Here is a 15,687-nt window from a genome sequence, read left to right as displayed (position 1 = left end):
GAGCAACTGGCGGATTTGGTAGCGGTAGCATAAATGTCGGAAGTTGATGGATTGTGACGGAATGAGCATGGCATTTACGATTTGGGGCGAAGACAGGCCGGGGCGTTGGCTGGTGACATGCGATCACGCGACCAACCGCGTGCCGGATGATCTGGGCGGCTCTCTGGGGATATCCGAGGCCGATATGGCGCGCCACATTGCTTATGATGTCGGGGCTTTGGGTCTGGCGCGTGCGTTGGGCGAGGCGCTGGACAGCCCGGTGATTGCTTCGGATTTTTCGCGGCTGGTGATTGATCCCAATCGCGGTGAGGACGACCCGACGTTGGTGATGAAGCTCTATGACGGCACGATCATTCCCGCCAACCGCCACGTTGATGCCGCCGAAACCGAACGGCGTCTGAACACGCTCTACCGCCCTTACCATGCCGCCTATGCCCGTTTGGCCGCGCGCCAGCCTGATACGGTGATTTTGGCGATCCATTCCTTCACGCCCTGCCTGAAAGGCCGCCCGCCGCGACCTTGGCATGTCGGCGTGCTGTATAGCCATCTGGATGAGCGGTTCTCGAAACCGCTGATTGCACGGCTGCATGCCGAGACCGATCTGTGCATCGGTGATAACGAGCCCTACGCGGGCCATCTTCCCGGCGATGCAATTGACAAGCACGCGTTGCAACGGGGGCGGCACAACACCTTGATCGAACTGCGCAATGATCTGATCGGCACAGAAGCCGAGCAGAAGGCATGGGCGCAGCGGCTGGCACCGATTCTGACCGAAGTCTTGGCTGGGCTGGTGGAATAGTGCTGCATTGGAAACAGTTCTGCCATCCTACTGAAATTGTGATCAATTTTACCCGAATTTTCCATAAAACTTGACGCGGATAGGCCTCCAGTTTCTTAGTCTGGTTCAGAGTGAATTTGATGGGTGCCCGGATGGAATTTCTGCTGTTGCTTGCTTTGCCGTTGTTGGGTTTTGCTTTCAGTGGTTCTGATCACGAAGACAAAACCGACGATCCCGAACCGCAGCATGAAATTAACGGCACGCAGGGTGATGACTCGCTATTTGGCACTGATGGTGCCGACACGATAAATGGCCAAGGCGGCAATGATTTCATCAACGGCTTTGGCGATAATGATGTGGTCAACTACGGCGAAGGCGATGATCGCGGCACTGGCGGCGGCGGGGATGATACGTTGGACGGTGGCGCTGGCAATGATCAGTTGACCGGCGGCGGCGGCAATGACCTGATCCATCTGGGCGATGGCGACGATTTCTCTGGCAATCTTGCGGTGCAAACGCCGCCTTTGTCATCTGGCGATGACACGATCCATGGCGACGGTGGCAACGATGTGATAATCGACGAGGATGGCGATAACTGGCTTTATGGCGAAACCGGTCGCGATGCTCTGACAGCAGGCGCAGGCAGCGATCATCTGTTCGGCGGCTATGGCCGCGACAGCCTAGACGGTGGTGCGGGCGACGACTCGCTGGATGGCTGCCAGGGTTATGACAGTCTGCTGGGCGGTGATGGCAATGACAGCCTGTTGGGTGGCGATGGCGATGACACGCTTGCAGGCGGCGCGGGCAACGATACTCTCAGCGATGATGTCGGCAATGACGTTTTGTTCGGGGGAACCGGCGACGATGAGCTTTCCGCGATAAATCCCAACGGTGAAAGCCAATCACAACTCTTCGGTGGCGACGGCGCAGATACATTGTCCGGGGACGCGGATGATAGCCTGACCGGAGATGCGGGCGCGGATACGTTTGAGGTGATCGACGGCTTTGGCGCGCCAACCATCACTGACTTCACCCCTGCCGATGACGTATTGCAGGTGCATATCGACAGTGCGTCGCAAGAAACTATTCGCTTTGAGGCGGATACAACGGGTGACAACACATTGGTTTATGTTGGCGCGGATATTGTTGCGCGACTGATGAATGTCGCGCAAGACCAGCTTGGTGCTGACAATATTGTCAGAGTAGCCGATTAAAGCGCGTTGCCTTCATTTGAAGGCAACGCGCCGCAAACGCTAAACCGCCGCCTTGCGCATCTCGTCCAGATAAATCTCGCGCAGCCGGGCTACGATGTGGCCCGGCTTGCCCGTCCCAACGCTTGCGCCGTCGATCTCGACCACCGGCATCACAAAAGCGCTGGCCGAGGTGATGAAGGCCTCATCCGCCGCTTGCGCCTCGGCAATCGAGAAGGCGCGTTCTTCGACCTCCATCTGGGCTTCTACCGCGAACCGCAGAACGGCTGCGCGGGTGATGCCGTGCAGAATGTCCGACGACAGCGCGCGCGTGATGATCTTGTTGCCCTTGACGATATAGGCGTTGTTCGAGGTGCCCTCTGTCACCACGCCTTCTTCGACAAACCAGCTGTCATCCACCCCGGCCTTTTTCGCCGCCATCTTCCCCATCGACGGATAGAGAAGCTGCACCGTCTTGATGTCGCGCCGTCCCCAGCGAATATCGGGGATCGAGATCACCTTGAAGCCGACCTTCGCCACCGGATTGTCGGCAAGTCCCGGCTTGTTCTGCGTAAACAGAACCACCGTCGGCGTCACATCCTCGGACGGATAGGCGAAATCGCGGTCGCCGGGGTTGCCGCGCGTCACTTGCAGATAGACCATGCCGTCCGTGATGGCGTTCTTTGCCACCAATTCGCGATGGATCGCCAGCCATTCGGCATCCGAGTGCGGGTTCTGCATCTCCAGCTCCGACAGGCTGCGCGCCAGACGCACACAATGGCCACCAAAGTCGATCAGCTTGCCATCCAGCACCGATGTCACCTCGTAGACGCCATCCGCCATCAGGAAACCCCGGTCAAAGATCGAGATTTTCGCTTCGGTTTCCGGCAGATAGTCGCCATTCAGGTAAACGGTTCTGGTCATGTCATTCCCCTTATTCCGCGCGCAGCCTTCCGGCAGAAGCCGGTGAAGGTCAAGATCGCGGCGCAACTTTGCAAGGATTGCGCGGGAAAATGGCGGTAGTTGGAATATTGTTCTGTATATTATCTATCTCGCGATGAATATATCGGCCAGTTGCGGTATTGACCTGAACTTTTCGCAGAAAATTCGAATGTTGGCGCGGCAATGCTCTGCGCCGCCGCAGCGAAAATGCTGCGCCTGCAAATTCACCTTGCGACTGGTGGCGCAACAATATACCAAACGTGTGACTTATATGGAAATATCCTTGCGAGGCCGAAATGTCCTTCCGTTTGCAACCCAGCCCCCCTGCGCGCCCTAATCGTTGCCAGTTGTTCGGCCCCGGATCGCGGCCCCCGCTGTTTGCGAAGATGGCGGCTTCGGCTGCGGATGTGATCAACCTTGATCTGGAAGATTCCGTCGCCCCCACCGACAAAGACCAAGCCCGCGCCAATATCATTGAAGCCGTGAACACGCTCGACTGGGGCAAGAAAACCCTGTCGGTGCGAATCAACGGCCTCGACACCCCGTTCTGGTATCGCGATGTGGTGGACCTGTTGGAACAATGCGGCCCGCGTCTGGACCAGATCATGATCCCCAAGGTGGGCTGTGCCGCAGATGTCTATGCGGTGGATGCGCTGGTGACAGCCATTGAGCGCGCAAAGGGCCGCGTAAAGCCAATTGCGTTCGAGGTGATCATCGAATCCGCCGCGGGCATCGCCCATGTCGAAGAAATCGCCGCCTCCAGCCCGCGTTTGCAGGCGATGAGCCTTGGCGCTGCCGATTTCGCCGCCAGCATGGGGATGCAGACCACCGGCATCGGTGGCACGCAGGAAAATTACTACATGCTGCGCGAAGGTGTGAAGCACTGGTCCGACCCATGGCATTGGGCGCAGGCATCCATCGTCGCCGCCTGCCGCACGCATGGTATTCTGCCCGTCGATGGCCCGTTCGGCGATTTCTCGGATGACGACGGCTTCCGCGCGCAGGCGCTGCGCTCGGCCACATTGGGGATGGTTGGCAAGTGGGCGATCCATCCGAAACAGGTGGCCTTGTCGAACGAGGTTTTCACACCGTCTGAAACGGCAGTCACGGAGGCGCGTGAGATTCTGGCTGCCATGGCAGCCGCCAAGGCGCGCGGTGAGGGGGCCACGGTTTACAAGGGCCGTCTGGTGGACATTGCCTCGATCAAACAAGCCGAAGTGATCGTGAAACAAGCAGAAATGATCGCTGCCGCCTAATGTTTCAGCGCGCTAAAGATAGTGTTGACTCGCTGGATATGTGACGCCAATGTGACGCTGCGGCATGCGACAGTATGCCCTGAAATACCCGTGCGGCAGTGGGAGAGGAGGCCCAATGTCGCAACAGCGGGAGGATGCACGCCCCGTGGTCAGCCACGGGGCTGTGCTGTTTTTGGGGCCCTGCGCAATCGGGCCGCTATGGGTTGATCAAGCCAGCGGCAGGCAGATTTCTGTCAGCAACTCCTCGGGGGGCACGTCCATTGGCGTGTTCAGATAAACCTCGAACACCGGGCTATTGGCAGGCGTTTCGCCGGATGCGGGCAGCCAGTCACAGTAAAGCTGGGTGTAGGCGGCGCTCAGGCCGGAATACGGCCCTTTGAACCGCAGCACGGCATGACGACCGGCTGGCAGGTTGACTTCCTCCATCGGCGCCTCAATCGCGCCCGCGCCGATTTCAAACCCGGCATGGCTGCGCAAGTCGTTTGGGCTCACCGCCGAGGGATCATCGTAATACACCCCGACCATGCCGCCACAGGCAGCCATCAATTTGCGCGCGGCCAACACCGCGCCGCCCTTCTCAAACGCGCGACCGATCTCGGTATAGGCACCCTTGTGCGGCATTGCGGCCAGCCTGCGGGCGGGGTCATGGCGGATTTCCACATCATACATCAAAGCTTCTCCTGTTCTGAACAGCGGTGGCAGGGGACGCAGCTCGCCCTTGGCGCGAAAGCTTGCCGGGGGTGTGCCATAAATCTCGGCAAAGCTGCGGGTGAAGGATGCAAGGTTGGGGTAACCCACGGCGCGGGCGATCTTGGCCAAAGGGGCCTTGGTCTGCACCAAGGCGACCGAGGCGCGATACATCCGCATCCGCCGCACTGCCATCGCCGCTGTCTCCCCCATCAGGGCATGAAACACCCGGTGAAAGTGAAACCGCGACAGCGCTGCCACATCGGCCAAAGTATCCAGCGACAGATCGCCTGCGGGGTTGTCGTGGATGTAATCCAACACCCGGATCATTCTGGCTTCATAGGTCTGCGTCATCGTATCCGCCCTTGCATCACCCAGCCCTGATGCCATGCCAGCGTATTGCAAATCTTGCGGATGTGCAGCCTGTGGCCGAAGCCCGCCAGCTTGGTTGCATTTTCTCTGCTACACGGCCATATAGAGGGCCTTGCCCGGCATGGAGTGCGCGATGAACTACCTCGAATTCGAGAAGCCCTTGGCAGAAATCGAAGGCAAGGCCGAAGAATTGCGCGCGATGGCGCGCAGCAACACCGGGATGGATGTCACCAAAGAGGCCGAGCAGTTGGACCGCAAGGCGGATCAGTTGCTGAAGGATCTCTACAAGGATCTGACGCCGTGGCGGAAATGTCAGGTCGCCCGCCACCCCGAACGGCCACATTCCAAGGATTATATCGAGGCGCTGTTCTCGGAATACACCCCCTTGGCTGGGGATCGCGGGTTTTCTGACGATCATGCGGTGATGGGCGGCCTTGCCCGCTTCAACGATCAGCCGGTGATGGTGATCGGGCATGAGAAGGGCAACGACACCAAATCCCGTATCGAGCGGAATTTCGGCATGGCCCGCCCGGAAGGCTATCGCAAAGCGGTCCGCCTGATGGATATGGCGCATCGCTTCCGCTTGCCGGTGATCACGCTGATCGACACCCCCGGTGCCTATCCGGGCAAGGGCGCCGAAGAGCGCGGGCAGGCCGAGGCCATTGCGCGGTCCACCGCAAAATGTCTGGAGATTGGCGTGCCGCTGATCTCGGTGGTGATCGGTGAAGGTGGCTCTGGTGGGGCGGTGGCTTTTGCCACGGCGAACCGGATCGCGATGCTGGAACATTCGGTCTATTCGGTGATCAGCCCGGAGGGTTGTGCTTCGATCCTGTGGAAAGACGCCGAAAAGATGCGTGAGGCCGCCGAGGCTTTGCGGCTGACAGCGCAGGATTTGCAGAAACTGGGCGTGATCGACCGCATCGTGAAAGAACCCTTGGGTGGGGCGCAGCGCGGGCGGAAAGAGACCATCGAGGCGGTCGGCAAGGCCATCGAGACCATGCTGAAGGAATTGTCCGGCAAGAAGCCCGAGGCTTTGATCAAGGATCGTCGGCAGAAATTCCTCGATATGGGCAGCAAGGGTCTGGCTGCATAAGCTGAGGTCCCGGCTCGGGACCATTGCGAACTGACGCTAAATCAAAGGGTTAAGGTTGCGCGTTCACGTCGCCTTAACCCTTTTTCCATGTTGCGCTACAGGAACAGGTCGCCCGCGGCCAAAACAGTGCCCACGCCAAGGCTGATTTCGTAATCGGCGCGTCCGTCGCCGTTGACATCGCCCTGCAAAAGCCCGGTCGCCGCATCATAACGCACCTGACCGGCATGACCTTCAAACGGATCGCTGGCGATAAAGGATTGTCCTGCCGCGATAGCCCGCAGGTTCAGGCGATCTTCATGGCTGACAAAGCCGATGATGCGGTCGCGCTGCGCGCCCAACCCGGCCTCGGCGGCGCTGGCGAAGATGAAGCGATCCGCCCCGGCCCCGCCATACAGCAGATCGCTGCCCAGCCCGCCCTGCAACAGATCGGCGTCATTGCCGCCCTGAAGCGTATCCAGCCCCGCGCCGCCATAGAGGATATCATTGCCCACATCGCCGGTCAGAAAATCGTTGCCCGCACTACCGTAAACCCTGTCAATGCCGCTGCCGCCGCTAACCCGATCATTTCCGAGACCACCATCCACAAAGTCGTTGCCCGCACCGCCCGACACCGTGTCATTGCCCGCCGCCCCCAACAGCCGATTGTCAAAGCCATTGCCGAGAATGGTGTTTGCCAGCGCATTGCCCGTGCCACCTGAAGCCCCCGCAGCCGTCAGCAAGGAGAGGTTTTCGAAATCCTGCAAAAGCGTGTAGGTGGTCAGGTAGTTGATCTGCACAAGATCAATGCCTTCATCCGTATGTTCCAGCGGGATTGCCTCGCCATCCAGCACATAGGTGTCATTGCCCACGCCGCCATAGAGAAAATCGGTCAGGCCGTTGCTGACCGTGCCGCTGCCGCTGCGCAGCGTGTCATTGCCGGTGCCGCCATAAATCAGATCCTGCGCATTGCCGCCATAAAGTTTGTCGTTGCCGGCCAGCCCCTCAATCCACATCGTCGGCGGGAACAGCACCGAGGCCGGTGCCTGCGCATAGATCACGTCGTCTCCCGCGGTCAGCATCACATGCTCGAACCCCGAAACCGTTTGCGTGCCATAGACTGAGGTCGTCAGATCAAAAGTGTCAGTGCCATATACCGTGCCGACGCCGGTGGTCAGGTTTACGGTGACGCGGTAGCTGGTGTTGCCAAAATCGTCGAAAAAACCGGAGTAGTTCAGAAAATCATAGCCGATGCCACCGTCCAGCGTGTCGGCCCCTTGATCGACGTTCAATGTATCATCGCCAGAGCCGCCATACACCTGATCGGACCCGGTGGCGAAGTTGCCTTGATCTTGTGCTGTCAGATCCCAATCGCCGAAAAGCACATCATTGCCATCGCCGCCGTAAATTGTATCCGAGCCACCCGTGCCAAGCAGCGTGTCGTTGCCGCCTTTGCCGTCGATCCAGTCGTTGCCGCCTGCATCGAAAATATCATCGCCCTGAATGTAGTTGCCAACCGCGCCGCCACCATGGCCGATGATCTGATCACCGCCCGCGCTGCCGATGACGTTATCGATGTAGCCGGTGTAGTTGATGCTGAACAAGGTGGATTTCAGGTTGCCCGACCATGCGCTGAGCGTCACAATCGAGTGGTTCGGCGCGGCGCCGGGGCTGAAATCCTCCAACGAAATCGTCAGGGCAAATTGCCCGGCGGGGGCGGTGTAGGCGCTGCCGGTGATGATCAGCCAATCGACGATGTTGGGATCTGCATTGCCGACAAAAAGCCCGCGTGTGCTGTCGGTGTTCAAGGTGAAAGTCACCATGAGATCTATACCTTTTGAAAATATGCGATGAAAAAAATCAATAAAGACAGGCTAGCACAGAAGTGGCCTGCTGCAAACAAGTTCGCGAATGCGTTCCGGGCCGTGGCAGATCGGCCCGTGATGGATCAGGGATGCTGAGGGATCACCACCAACCCAGATGCGCGCGGGTTGCGCGTTCGGCGTCGTATTCGGCACCGTTGATCGCGCCTGCAGTGGCGTCTTGTAGCATCTGCCCCGGTGTAGGCAGGTTTTCGGCATGCGGCGTTGTCCAAAGGGCCGAGCGTTGCAGCGCTCGGGCGCATTGCGAATAGACCTCAGCCACGCGGATCACGATGACGCTGCGCGGTTGCACACCGCCCCGATCAAACCGCGCGCGCAGATCGGCGTCGGCGGTGAGTTTCGCATGGCCGTTGACGCGGACGGCGGTGGTCGAGCCTGCGACCAGAAAGATCAGGCTGACGCGGCCATCACGGATGATGTTGCGCAGGCTGTCGATACGCTCATTGCCCTTCCAGTCGGGCATCAGCAGGGTTTCGGCATCGAGTGGCACCACCACCGGCCCCTCATCGCCACGCGGGGAGCCATCTGTGCCCTCGGGTCCGACTGTGGACAGGATGCAGAACCGCGAGGCGGCTATGAAGGCAGCATAGGCGGGGGTCAGATGTGCGGTGACTTTCGCCAGCGCGGGTTTGCCGGGGGTGCCGTAATGGGTGTGCAGATCGTCGAGGGTGTTGATCCAGGTGGGGGCAGACATGGCAGGCCTTTGGATATGGGGCCGGGTATGGAAGCCTCCGGCGGGGATATTTGGGCAGAGAGGATGACCTTAGGTGGGTTTTTTGGCGGCTTTCGGTTTCTTTGGTTTGGGCGGAGGCGCGTCGGCGGCGACGGCACGCAGGGCACGGGCGCAAAGATCTGGGTCGTCGAGGGCTTCGGAGCCGATGATGTAATCCTTGCTGCCGGGGTAGGCGGGGCCACGCTCGGCATCGGGCAGGATCGCATTGGCACCGGGGGTGGGTTTGATGAACAAAGTGTCGTCGCAGACAAAGGCCACGACGATGCCATCAAGATAGAGCGCATATTCGCCAAACATCTTCTTGACCGTCAGTCGCAGTGGGATGGTGTCAAGCAGATGGTCGATGGTGGCGGCAGAGGTGCTCATTTATAGCCCGCTTCTGCCATCAGCGCGTCAGACGAGGATTCAACCCGTGCCTCCAGCAGCGCCATGAATTCGGCATTGCCCAGGCCCGGCGGGATGGCGGGCAGGAAATCGACCACCGCCAGCCCGCGATGGCGCAGGATGCCGCGTTTGGGCCAGAACAGGCCGACATTGGTGCCGACCGGCACGCAGGGTTGGCCCAACTGACTGTAAAGCGCTGCGGTGCCGATCTTGTAGGGCAGCACCTCGCCGGGGGCGACGCGGGTGCCTTGCGGGTAGATGATCAACTGACCGGGGCGGGCGAGGCCCGATTTCACATCCGCCATCATCTTGGTGATCGCAGCGCCGCGCTTGCCGCGATTGACCGGAACGCAGCCGATGCGCAGCGCATACCAGCCAAGGATCGGGGCAAAGCGCAATTCGGCCTTCATGATGAACTTGGCGCGGGGCAGGGCGCCATAGATCAGGATGATGTCAAGAAAGCTTTGGTGTTTCGGCGCGATCAACACCTCACCCTGAGGCACCGCCCCCCGCACTTCGGTGCGCAGGCCACATATCGCACGCAGGCTGAAGCGCACCCAAGTGCAGAACGCATGGCAGGCGGCGACCGCGCCGTCACGGTGCAGCAGAGCATAGGGTAGATAGACGATGCCCAGCACAAGCATCGCGAGATACATCTGCACGATAAACACCAGCGACAGCAGCCATTGGATCGGTTTCGGCATCAGGTCAGCTCCCGAAGTTTGCGGAACGCGGCGGCGCGGGTGGCTGCAAAGGCAACAACGGCGACAAGCGGCGGCAGCGCCAGCGGGTAAAACCACGCCCAACCCTGAAAGCCAAGCCCGGTCAGAAATCCGCCTGCGGTATCGGTGGAAGGCAGCAGCGCCACGCCGATCATGCCCAGCACCGTGCCAACCGCCGCGCCTGAGATCGCGCGCAGGGTAAAGCGGCGCACGAAGGCGCGGGCGATATAGGCATCGCGCGCGCCGACTTGCCGCAGCACCCGCACCACTTGCGCATTGGCGGCCAGCGCGGCAGAGGCCGCCAGCGTGATCATCGCCGCCGTCGCCGTGCCGATCAGCCCGATCGACAAAAGGCCCAGCAGCCGCAGCCGCCCCGCCGCCACCGCCAGCGGCCTGCGCCAGCGGGTGTGATCATCCAGCACAGCACCAGGGGCCTCTGCCGCCAGCCGTTGCCGCAAGCCTTCGCCATCATAGCCCGCGCCGCTTTCGGTGATCTCGACCAGCCGGGGCAGCGGCAGCGCATCCACCGGCAGATCGGGGCCAAACCACGGCTCCAGCAGGGCGCGCTGTTCGGCATCGGTCATCGCGCGGGCCGAGGCGATGCCGGGGGTGGTGGACAGGATCGCCAGCACAGCCTTGGTTTGCAGATCCATCTGGTCTTCGGGGGCAGACAGCCGCACCGTCGCCGTGCGCTCCAGCGCGTCTGACCAGCGATCCGCCAACCGCCCTGCAGCCAGCGACAGCGCCAGCGCGAACACCGCCAGAAATGCCATCGCGCCTGCGGTGAATGAAGTCAGCCATGCGGTGTGACCGGATGGTGGAACGACGCGGTCGGCCTGCCTGTCTGCCTTGCGGTCGGGTTTTACCAGCGCCAGCAGGTTCATAGATCGGCCCCGGCGAGTTGCACCCGGCGTTTGGAAATCCGCAGCACCCTTGCTGCCACCAACGATTTCGCTTGCCGGATCAGGTTCAGATCATGGGTGGCGATCAGCACGGTCTTACCCATGCGGTTCAACTCGACCAGCAGCGTCAGCAGCCGCAGCGACATCTCCCAATCCAGATTGCCGGTGGGTTCATCCGCCAGCACCACATCGGGGCCGATGATGATGGCACGGGCAAGGGCGGCGCGTTGCCGCTCGCCCCCTGACAGCGAAGGCGGTAGCGCATCGGCCAACTGGCCAAGCCCCACCCAACTGAGCAGATCACTCAGATCCTGCGGGACCGATGCTTTGCCCGCCACCGTCAGCGGCAGCGCCACATTTGCCGCCAGCGGCAGATGATCGAGAAATTGGCAATCCTGCTGCACCATGCCAATCCGGCGGCGGGTCAGCGCGATGTCATCGCGCGTGAGCGACCGCACCTCGCGGTCAAACAACGTGATGCGGCCGGCGCTGGGCATCAACTCGCCATAGCACAGCTTCAGAAAGGTGGATTTTCCCGCTCCCGACGGCCCGGTCAGAAAGTGGAACGAGCCGGGTGCCAAGCGCAACGTGATCTCGGACAGCAATTCGCCCCCGCCGTAGCTGTAGGCCACATTGTCGAAGGCAATCACCGGGTTTCATCCTGTCTGGGGCATATTGCGTTGCACCATTGCCCAAGGTGGCAACGGATTCAATCGGTTCGGCCCAAGATTTGCCACAAAGGCTTCCAGAATGGTTGCTTCGTTGCTACAAGTTCCCTGCGCTCCACAGTGAAATGACCCCGGACCCCAAAAATGCGTCTTGTTTGCCCGAATTGCGATGCGGAATACGAGGTTGATGCGGCGGCAATCCCCGATGGGGGGCGTGATGTGCAATGCTCGAACTGCGGGCATGCGTGGTTTCAGCTTTCGCCGGATGTCGAGGCTGAACTGGCCGCCGAAGAAGCGTTGTTTGACGCGCCGCCGCCCATAGCTGCGGTTGCCGCGGTGCCCGCATCTGTCGTCGCAGACCCCGCACCGCACGACATGGCTGACGACGCGGATGAGAGTGATCCACCGCCGCATCCCGAGTTGGAACCCGCCCCGGAACCTGCTTTGCGCAGTATTGACGAAAGTGTGCTGGCAGTGTTGCGCGAGGAAGCCGCGCGCGAGGTTGAGGCCCGCAAGATCGAAGCCCCGGTGGTGGAGACACAGCCCGAACTGGGGCTGGAACAACCGGCTGCCGGTGTGGGTGCGGTCGCGCGGCGGCTGGCACGGCTGAAGGGCGAGCCCGAGGTGGTGGCCAAGCCACAGACCCGGCGCGAGATGTTGCCCGAGATCGAAGAAATCAACTCGACCCTGCGCGCCAGCAGCGAAAAGCGCAGCGGTCCATCTGCGGCGATCGCGGAAAGCATGGATGACACCGGGGCGCGGAAATCCGGCTTCCGCTCGGGCTTTGTGCTGATGCTGGTGGTGGCGGTGGCCCTGCTGGCGGCCTATGTGATGGCCCCCAAATTGCAGCAGCAATTCCCGGCAGCGGCAGGCGTGTTGCAGGCCTATGTCGCGGCGGTGGATGCGGGGCGGGTCTGGCTGGATGGCGCGCTGAAATCGGCCATCGGCTTTCTGAAAGGGCTGGCGGGCAGCAAGGCCTGATCCTTTGGTATCAGCTTTGCGCGAAGCCTTGCGAATCCTGCGGCGCAGCCCTATATGCAGCCTTGAGAGGTTGGCGCGGGTAAGCGCCTCGCCAACCCGGTCAGGTCCGGAAGGAAGCAGCCGTAACGAGCCCCGCTTGGGTCGTTGTCAGCCTCTCACCCTATTCCCCTAAATACTTGTTATGCAGGCCATCGCTCGGCGCGGCGGTTGCGTTGGACTTTGGCCCTGCACGCGCGCGCGGTGTAATCTGCTGTGCTATGCGCGCATAACGACTCCTTTACTTTACAAGTTTGTTCGTTATTGTGAAGTAAATAGGAGATCACCATGCTTGGAAGCCGTTTCGCCACCCGGATCAATTCCTTCGCCTCTGGCGCGGGCAGCTATTGGCCGGGGCAGGCGGGCAAGCCGACGCTGGAGCAGATGATCCGGCGCGCCGCCACGGTGGAGGGCCTGACCGAGCTGGACCTGAACTATCCCGATCATGTCGGCGAAGATCCGGTTGCGGTCGGGCGGATGGTGCGCGATTGCGGGCTGAATGTCTCGGGTCTGGCGATGCGCTACTACACTAACCCCGGTTTCAAGCTGGGGGCCTTCACCCATCCCGATCCGGCGATCCGGCGCGAAGCGATTGATCTGACCAAGCGCGGCATCGACGCAGCCCGTGCGATGGGCGCGCCGATGATGACGCTGTGGTTGGGGCAGGATGGCTATGATTACGCCTTTCAGTGCGACTATGCAGCACTCTGGCAGGCCGAGATTGACGGCATCGCCGAGGTCTGCGCGCATGATCCTGACTGTATGATCTCGATTGAATATAAGCCCAATGAACCAAGGGCTTACAGCATCCTGAACGATGCCGCCACGACGCTGCTGGCGATTGCCGAAGTGGGCGCAAGCAACCTTGGCGTGACGATCGACTTTGCGCATTCGCTTTACGCCGATGAACAGCCCGCCTTTGCCGCCGCGCTGATTGCGCGCAAATCAAAGCTGCTGGGCCTGCATCTGAACGATGGTTACGCCAAGCGCGATGATGGGCTGATGGTGGCCTCGGTGCATGAATTTGCCACGCTGGAACTGCTGCGCGAAGTGCATCGCGCGGGCTTTGAGGGTGCGATCTATTTTGACACCTTCCCCGATGCCTCGGGCCTTGATCCGGTGGCGGAATGTGCTGCCAATATCCGCACCGTCCGCCGATTGCTTGCAGGGGTTACGGCGATGGCGGGCGATAACGCTTTGGCAGAAGCGCAGGCGCAGCAAGATCCGGTTGTGGCGCAGAACATCGCACGGTTGGCGGCGGCCAAGGGCGCGCTGGCGGTTTGACTTTACGGAATCATACAGATGCGTGTTGAGGGTGGCGGCAATATGGCAGATGCACGCGCGGTTGGGGCGCAGATACGGATGCGCTTGCCCAGCCTGACTCCGTTGGAGGGTAAGGTCGCCGCCGATATTTTGGCGCGTAAGGATATCGACGCCGCCACGCCACTGCGCGATGTGGCGCAGGGTTCGGGCGTGTCCGAGGCGATGGTGGTCAAGGTCGCGAAAAAGCTGGGTTTTGCGGGTTTTCGCGATTTCCGGCAGGGGTTGATCGCCTATTACAGTTCCGACACCGCGGCGTTGCATTCGGAAATCGGGCCTGCGGATACCGCAGGCGAGATCGTGCAGAAGGTGTTTCGCACCGCAATGCAGGCGCTGGAAGAAACCTTTGCCATTCTGGACCTTGCCGCGTTTGAGCGCGCCGCCGATTTCCTGCACCGCGCGCGTGTGCGCGACTTTTACGGCCTTGGCGGCTCGGCCCAGATCGCCCGTGATGTCAGCCACAAGTTTCTGCGCATCGGCATCCGCACGCAGGTGTTCGATGATGCGCATATGATGGCAATGTCGGCGTCCTTGCTGGGGCAAGGCGATGTGGCACTGGCGTTTTCGCATTCCGGCACCACCTCGGCGGTGATCGACGCGGTGGAACTGGCGCGCAGCAATGGCGCCTGGACCATTGCCGTGACCAACTATGCCGACAGCCCGCTGGCGCGGATGGTGGATGTGGTGCTGTGTTCTACGGCGCAGAACAACCCGCTCCTGGGCGAAAACGCCACCGCGCGGATTGCGCAACTGAACCTGCTGGATGCGCTTTTCGTCGCCGTGGCGCAACGCGACCGCGCCGCCGCAGATGCCAATCTGTCCCGCACCATGCGCGCGGTGCAGGCGAAACGAAAGCTGTAGGGATACCGCATATGACCACTGGAATCGTTCTTGTCGTCGGCAGTCTGCATTATGACATCATGGTCGAGGCCGATCATTTGCCGCGCCGGGATGAGACTGCCGTAGGCCACCGCTGGTATCCGAAATTCGGCGGCAAGGGTGGCAATCAGGCAGTGTCTTGCGCCCGGCAAGGTGCGAGCGCGCGGTTTCTGGGGGCTGTGGGGAATGATGATTTTGGCCGCTTTCTGACCGCAGGCCTGATCGCAGGCGGCGTCGATGCCCGCGCTGTGCGCTTAGTTGAAGGCGCAGGCTCGGGCATGAGCGTGGCGCTGCAAGACAGCGCGGGGGACTATGCGGCGACCATCGTTTCCGGGGCGAACGCGCTGATTGATCCGGCTTGGGCCGCAGATGATGCGCTGTGGGCGGGAGTCAACTTGCTGATCTTGCAGAACGAAGTGCCCGAGGCCGTCAACCTTGCCGCCGCAACCGAGGCCCGCCGTCGCGGCATCCGCACAGTCCTGAACGCCGCCCCCTTCCGCCCTTTGTCGCGCAGCTTTGCCGCGCTGATCGACATTCTGGTGGTGAATGCGGTTGAGGCCGAGATGATGGGCGCGGCCGAGGTCTGCTGCCTTGCCAGCGCCTGCGAGGCCGCCCAGCAACTCGCCGCGCGGTTTGACTGTGTGATCGTCACCGCCGGATCAAAGGGCCTTGCGGTTTGGACGCCCGAAGATACCTGCCTTCAGATCGCTGCCGAAAAGGTGTCAATGGTCAGCAGCCACGGCGCGGGCGATGCCTTTATCGGCGCTCTGGCCGCATCACTGTGCCGGGGTGCCAACATCGCCGAGGCCAGCGCGACCGCATCGCAAGCCGCCGCGCGGCATGTGGCGGGGCAAAGCTAGCGGCCAAGGCTTGCGCCACTTTTCG

At 61.2% G+C, this 15,687-nt stretch carries 16 protein-coding genes and 1 other RNA gene; 9 read left to right on the top strand and 8 right to left on the bottom strand.

Annotation, left to right across the window (positions count from 1 at the left end):
* The first annotated feature begins 61 nt into the window (after positions 1-61).
* Positions 62-799 (top strand): N-formylglutamate amidohydrolase, encoded by a 738-nt coding sequence (locus ACFOGH_RS09965; protein WP_380072919.1) that lies wholly within the window; start codon positions 62-64, stop codon positions 797-799.
* 131 nt (positions 800-930) lie between these two features.
* Positions 931-1,992 (top strand): calcium-binding protein, encoded by a 1,062-nt coding sequence (locus ACFOGH_RS09960; protein WP_380072918.1) that lies wholly within the window; start codon positions 931-933, stop codon positions 1,990-1,992.
* A gap of 39 nt (positions 1,993-2,031) precedes the next feature.
* Here ACFOGH_RS09960 and ACFOGH_RS09955 read toward each other — a convergent pair whose 3' ends face one another.
* On the bottom strand, positions 2,032-2,892 hold the full coding sequence (locus ACFOGH_RS09955) for a D-amino-acid transaminase (RefSeq protein WP_380072917.1): 861 nt from the start codon (positions 2,890-2,892) through the stop codon (positions 2,032-2,034).
* Positions 2,893-3,206: 314 nt separating this feature from the next.
* Between ACFOGH_RS09955 and ACFOGH_RS09950 the strand changes: the two genes are divergently transcribed.
* Positions 3,207-4,166: an L-malyl-CoA/beta-methylmalyl-CoA lyase gene (locus tag ACFOGH_RS09950; RefSeq protein ID WP_380072916.1), complete on the top strand. Its 960-nt coding sequence runs from the start codon at positions 3,207-3,209 to the stop codon at positions 4,164-4,166.
* A 207-nt stretch (positions 4,167-4,373) separates the two neighbouring features.
* On the opposite strand, the gene ACFOGH_RS09945 is transcribed toward ACFOGH_RS09950, so the two are convergent.
* Positions 4,374-5,207: an AraC family transcriptional regulator gene (locus tag ACFOGH_RS09945; protein WP_380072915.1), complete on the bottom strand. Its 834-nt coding sequence runs from the start codon at positions 5,205-5,207 to the stop codon at positions 4,374-4,376.
* A gap of 151 nt (positions 5,208-5,358) precedes the next feature.
* Between ACFOGH_RS09945 and ACFOGH_RS09940 the strand changes: the two genes are divergently transcribed.
* A complete protein-coding gene (locus ACFOGH_RS09940; protein WP_380072914.1) occupies positions 5,359-6,318 on the top strand; it encodes an acetyl-CoA carboxylase carboxyltransferase subunit alpha in 960 nt (319 codons plus the stop codon).
* 95 nt (positions 6,319-6,413) lie between these two features.
* On the opposite strand, the gene ACFOGH_RS09935 is transcribed toward ACFOGH_RS09940, so the two are convergent.
* The 6 genes from ACFOGH_RS09935 to ACFOGH_RS09910 form a co-directional block, all read right to left on the bottom strand.
* Complete coding sequence (locus tag ACFOGH_RS09935) at positions 6,414-8,117, bottom strand: calcium-binding protein (protein ID WP_380072913.1); 1,704 nt, start codon at positions 8,115-8,117, stop codon at positions 6,414-6,416.
* 142 nt (positions 8,118-8,259) lie between these two features.
* Positions 8,260-8,871, bottom strand: a complete 612-nt coding sequence (locus ACFOGH_RS09930) for an MSMEG_1061 family FMN-dependent PPOX-type flavoprotein (RefSeq protein WP_380072912.1) — start codon at positions 8,869-8,871, stop codon at positions 8,260-8,262.
* A gap of 69 nt (positions 8,872-8,940) precedes the next feature.
* Positions 8,941-9,276, bottom strand: coding sequence for a TfoX/Sxy family protein (locus ACFOGH_RS09925; RefSeq protein ID WP_380072911.1), 336 nt, complete (start codon positions 9,274-9,276; stop codon positions 8,941-8,943).
* Positions 9,273-9,998, bottom strand: a complete 726-nt coding sequence (locus ACFOGH_RS09920; protein WP_380072910.1) for a lysophospholipid acyltransferase family protein — start codon at positions 9,996-9,998, stop codon at positions 9,273-9,275. Before ACFOGH_RS09920 ends, ACFOGH_RS09925 begins: the two co-directional genes overlap by 4 nt.
* Positions 9,998-10,900 carry a cell division protein FtsX gene (locus ACFOGH_RS09915; protein ID WP_380072909.1) on the bottom strand — a complete coding sequence of 301 codons (903 nt, stop codon included), beginning with the start codon at positions 10,898-10,900 and terminating at the stop codon, positions 9,998-10,000. The genes ACFOGH_RS09920 and ACFOGH_RS09915 overlap by 1 nt, the downstream gene beginning before the upstream one ends.
* Positions 10,897-11,568 (bottom strand): cell division ATP-binding protein FtsE, encoded by a 672-nt coding sequence (locus ACFOGH_RS09910; RefSeq protein WP_380072908.1) that lies wholly within the window; start codon positions 11,566-11,568, stop codon positions 10,897-10,899. The genes ACFOGH_RS09915 and ACFOGH_RS09910 overlap by 4 nt, the downstream gene beginning before the upstream one ends.
* 162 nt (positions 11,569-11,730) lie before the next feature.
* Between ACFOGH_RS09910 and ACFOGH_RS09905 the strand changes: the two genes are divergently transcribed.
* The 5 genes from ACFOGH_RS09905 (at position 11,731) to ACFOGH_RS09885 (ending at position 15,662) form a co-directional block, all read left to right on the top strand.
* The gene (locus ACFOGH_RS09905) at positions 11,731-12,567 is read left to right on the top strand and encodes a zinc-ribbon domain-containing protein (protein ID WP_380072907.1); all 837 of its coding nucleotides are present in this window, start codon (positions 11,731-11,733) and stop codon (positions 12,565-12,567) included.
* Between the two features lie 63 nt (positions 12,568-12,630).
* Positions 12,631-12,728: signal recognition particle sRNA small type (ffs, locus tag ACFOGH_RS09900), an RNA gene on the top strand.
* Positions 12,729-12,891: 163 nt separating this feature from the next.
* Positions 12,892-13,887, top strand: coding sequence for a sugar phosphate isomerase/epimerase family protein (locus ACFOGH_RS09895; protein ID WP_380072906.1), 996 nt, complete (start codon positions 12,892-12,894; stop codon positions 13,885-13,887).
* An 18-nt stretch (positions 13,888-13,905) separates the two neighbouring features.
* A complete protein-coding gene (locus ACFOGH_RS09890; RefSeq protein ID WP_380072905.1) occupies positions 13,906-14,784 on the top strand; it encodes a MurR/RpiR family transcriptional regulator in 879 nt (292 codons plus the stop codon).
* 11 nt (positions 14,785-14,795) lie between these two features.
* Positions 14,796-15,662, top strand: coding sequence for a PfkB family carbohydrate kinase (locus tag ACFOGH_RS09885; RefSeq protein ID WP_380072904.1), 867 nt, complete (start codon positions 14,796-14,798; stop codon positions 15,660-15,662).
* The last annotated feature ends 25 nt before the right edge of the window (positions 15,663-15,687 follow it).

The sequence above is a fragment of the Cypionkella sinensis genome (genome assembly GCF_042646385.1).
GTDB lineage: Bacteria > Pseudomonadota > Alphaproteobacteria > Rhodobacterales > Rhodobacteraceae > Cypionkella > Cypionkella sinensis.
Note: the sequence above shows the minus strand (reverse complement) of the source record. Positions and strands in the feature narration are given on the sequence as shown.

Excerpts from the sequence above, each read along its gene's own strand:
- ACFOGH_RS09955 (WP_380072917.1), bottom strand. The coding sequence starts at position 2,892 with ATGACCAGAACCGTTTACCTGAATGGCGACTATCTGCCGGAAACCGAA.
- ACFOGH_RS09940 (WP_380072914.1), top strand. The coding sequence starts at position 5,359 with ATGAACTACCTCGAATTCGAGAAGCCCTTGGCAGAAATCGAAGGCAAG.
- ACFOGH_RS09920 (WP_380072910.1), bottom strand. The coding sequence starts at position 9,998 with ATGCCGAAACCGATCCAATGGCTGCTGTCGCTGGTGTTTATCGTGCAG.
- ACFOGH_RS09950 (WP_380072916.1), top strand. The coding sequence starts at position 3,207 with ATGTCCTTCCGTTTGCAACCCAGCCCCCCTGCGCGCCCTAATCGTTGC.
- ACFOGH_RS09885 (WP_380072904.1), top strand. The coding sequence starts at position 14,796 with ATGACCACTGGAATCGTTCTTGTCGTCGGCAGTCTGCATTATGACATC.
- ACFOGH_RS09945 (WP_380072915.1), bottom strand. The coding sequence starts at position 5,207 with ATGACGCAGACCTATGAAGCCAGAATGATCCGGGTGTTGGATTACATC.
- ACFOGH_RS09905 (WP_380072907.1), top strand. The coding sequence starts at position 11,731 with ATGCGTCTTGTTTGCCCGAATTGCGATGCGGAATACGAGGTTGATGCG.
- ACFOGH_RS09895 (WP_380072906.1), top strand. The coding sequence starts at position 12,892 with ATGCTTGGAAGCCGTTTCGCCACCCGGATCAATTCCTTCGCCTCTGGC.
- ACFOGH_RS09960 (WP_380072918.1), top strand. The coding sequence starts at position 931 with ATGGAATTTCTGCTGTTGCTTGCTTTGCCGTTGTTGGGTTTTGCTTTC.
- ACFOGH_RS09935 (WP_380072913.1), bottom strand. The coding sequence starts at position 8,117 with ATGGTGACTTTCACCTTGAACACCGACAGCACACGCGGGCTTTTTGTC.
- ACFOGH_RS09915 (WP_380072909.1), bottom strand. The coding sequence starts at position 10,900 with ATGAACCTGCTGGCGCTGGTAAAACCCGACCGCAAGGCAGACAGGCAG.
- ACFOGH_RS09890 (WP_380072905.1), top strand. The coding sequence starts at position 13,906 with ATGCGTGTTGAGGGTGGCGGCAATATGGCAGATGCACGCGCGGTTGGG.
- ACFOGH_RS09925 (WP_380072911.1), bottom strand. The coding sequence starts at position 9,276 with ATGAGCACCTCTGCCGCCACCATCGACCATCTGCTTGACACCATCCCA.
- ACFOGH_RS09965 (WP_380072919.1), top strand. The coding sequence starts at position 62 with ATGAGCATGGCATTTACGATTTGGGGCGAAGACAGGCCGGGGCGTTGG.
- ACFOGH_RS09930 (WP_380072912.1), bottom strand. The coding sequence starts at position 8,871 with ATGTCTGCCCCCACCTGGATCAACACCCTCGACGATCTGCACACCCAT.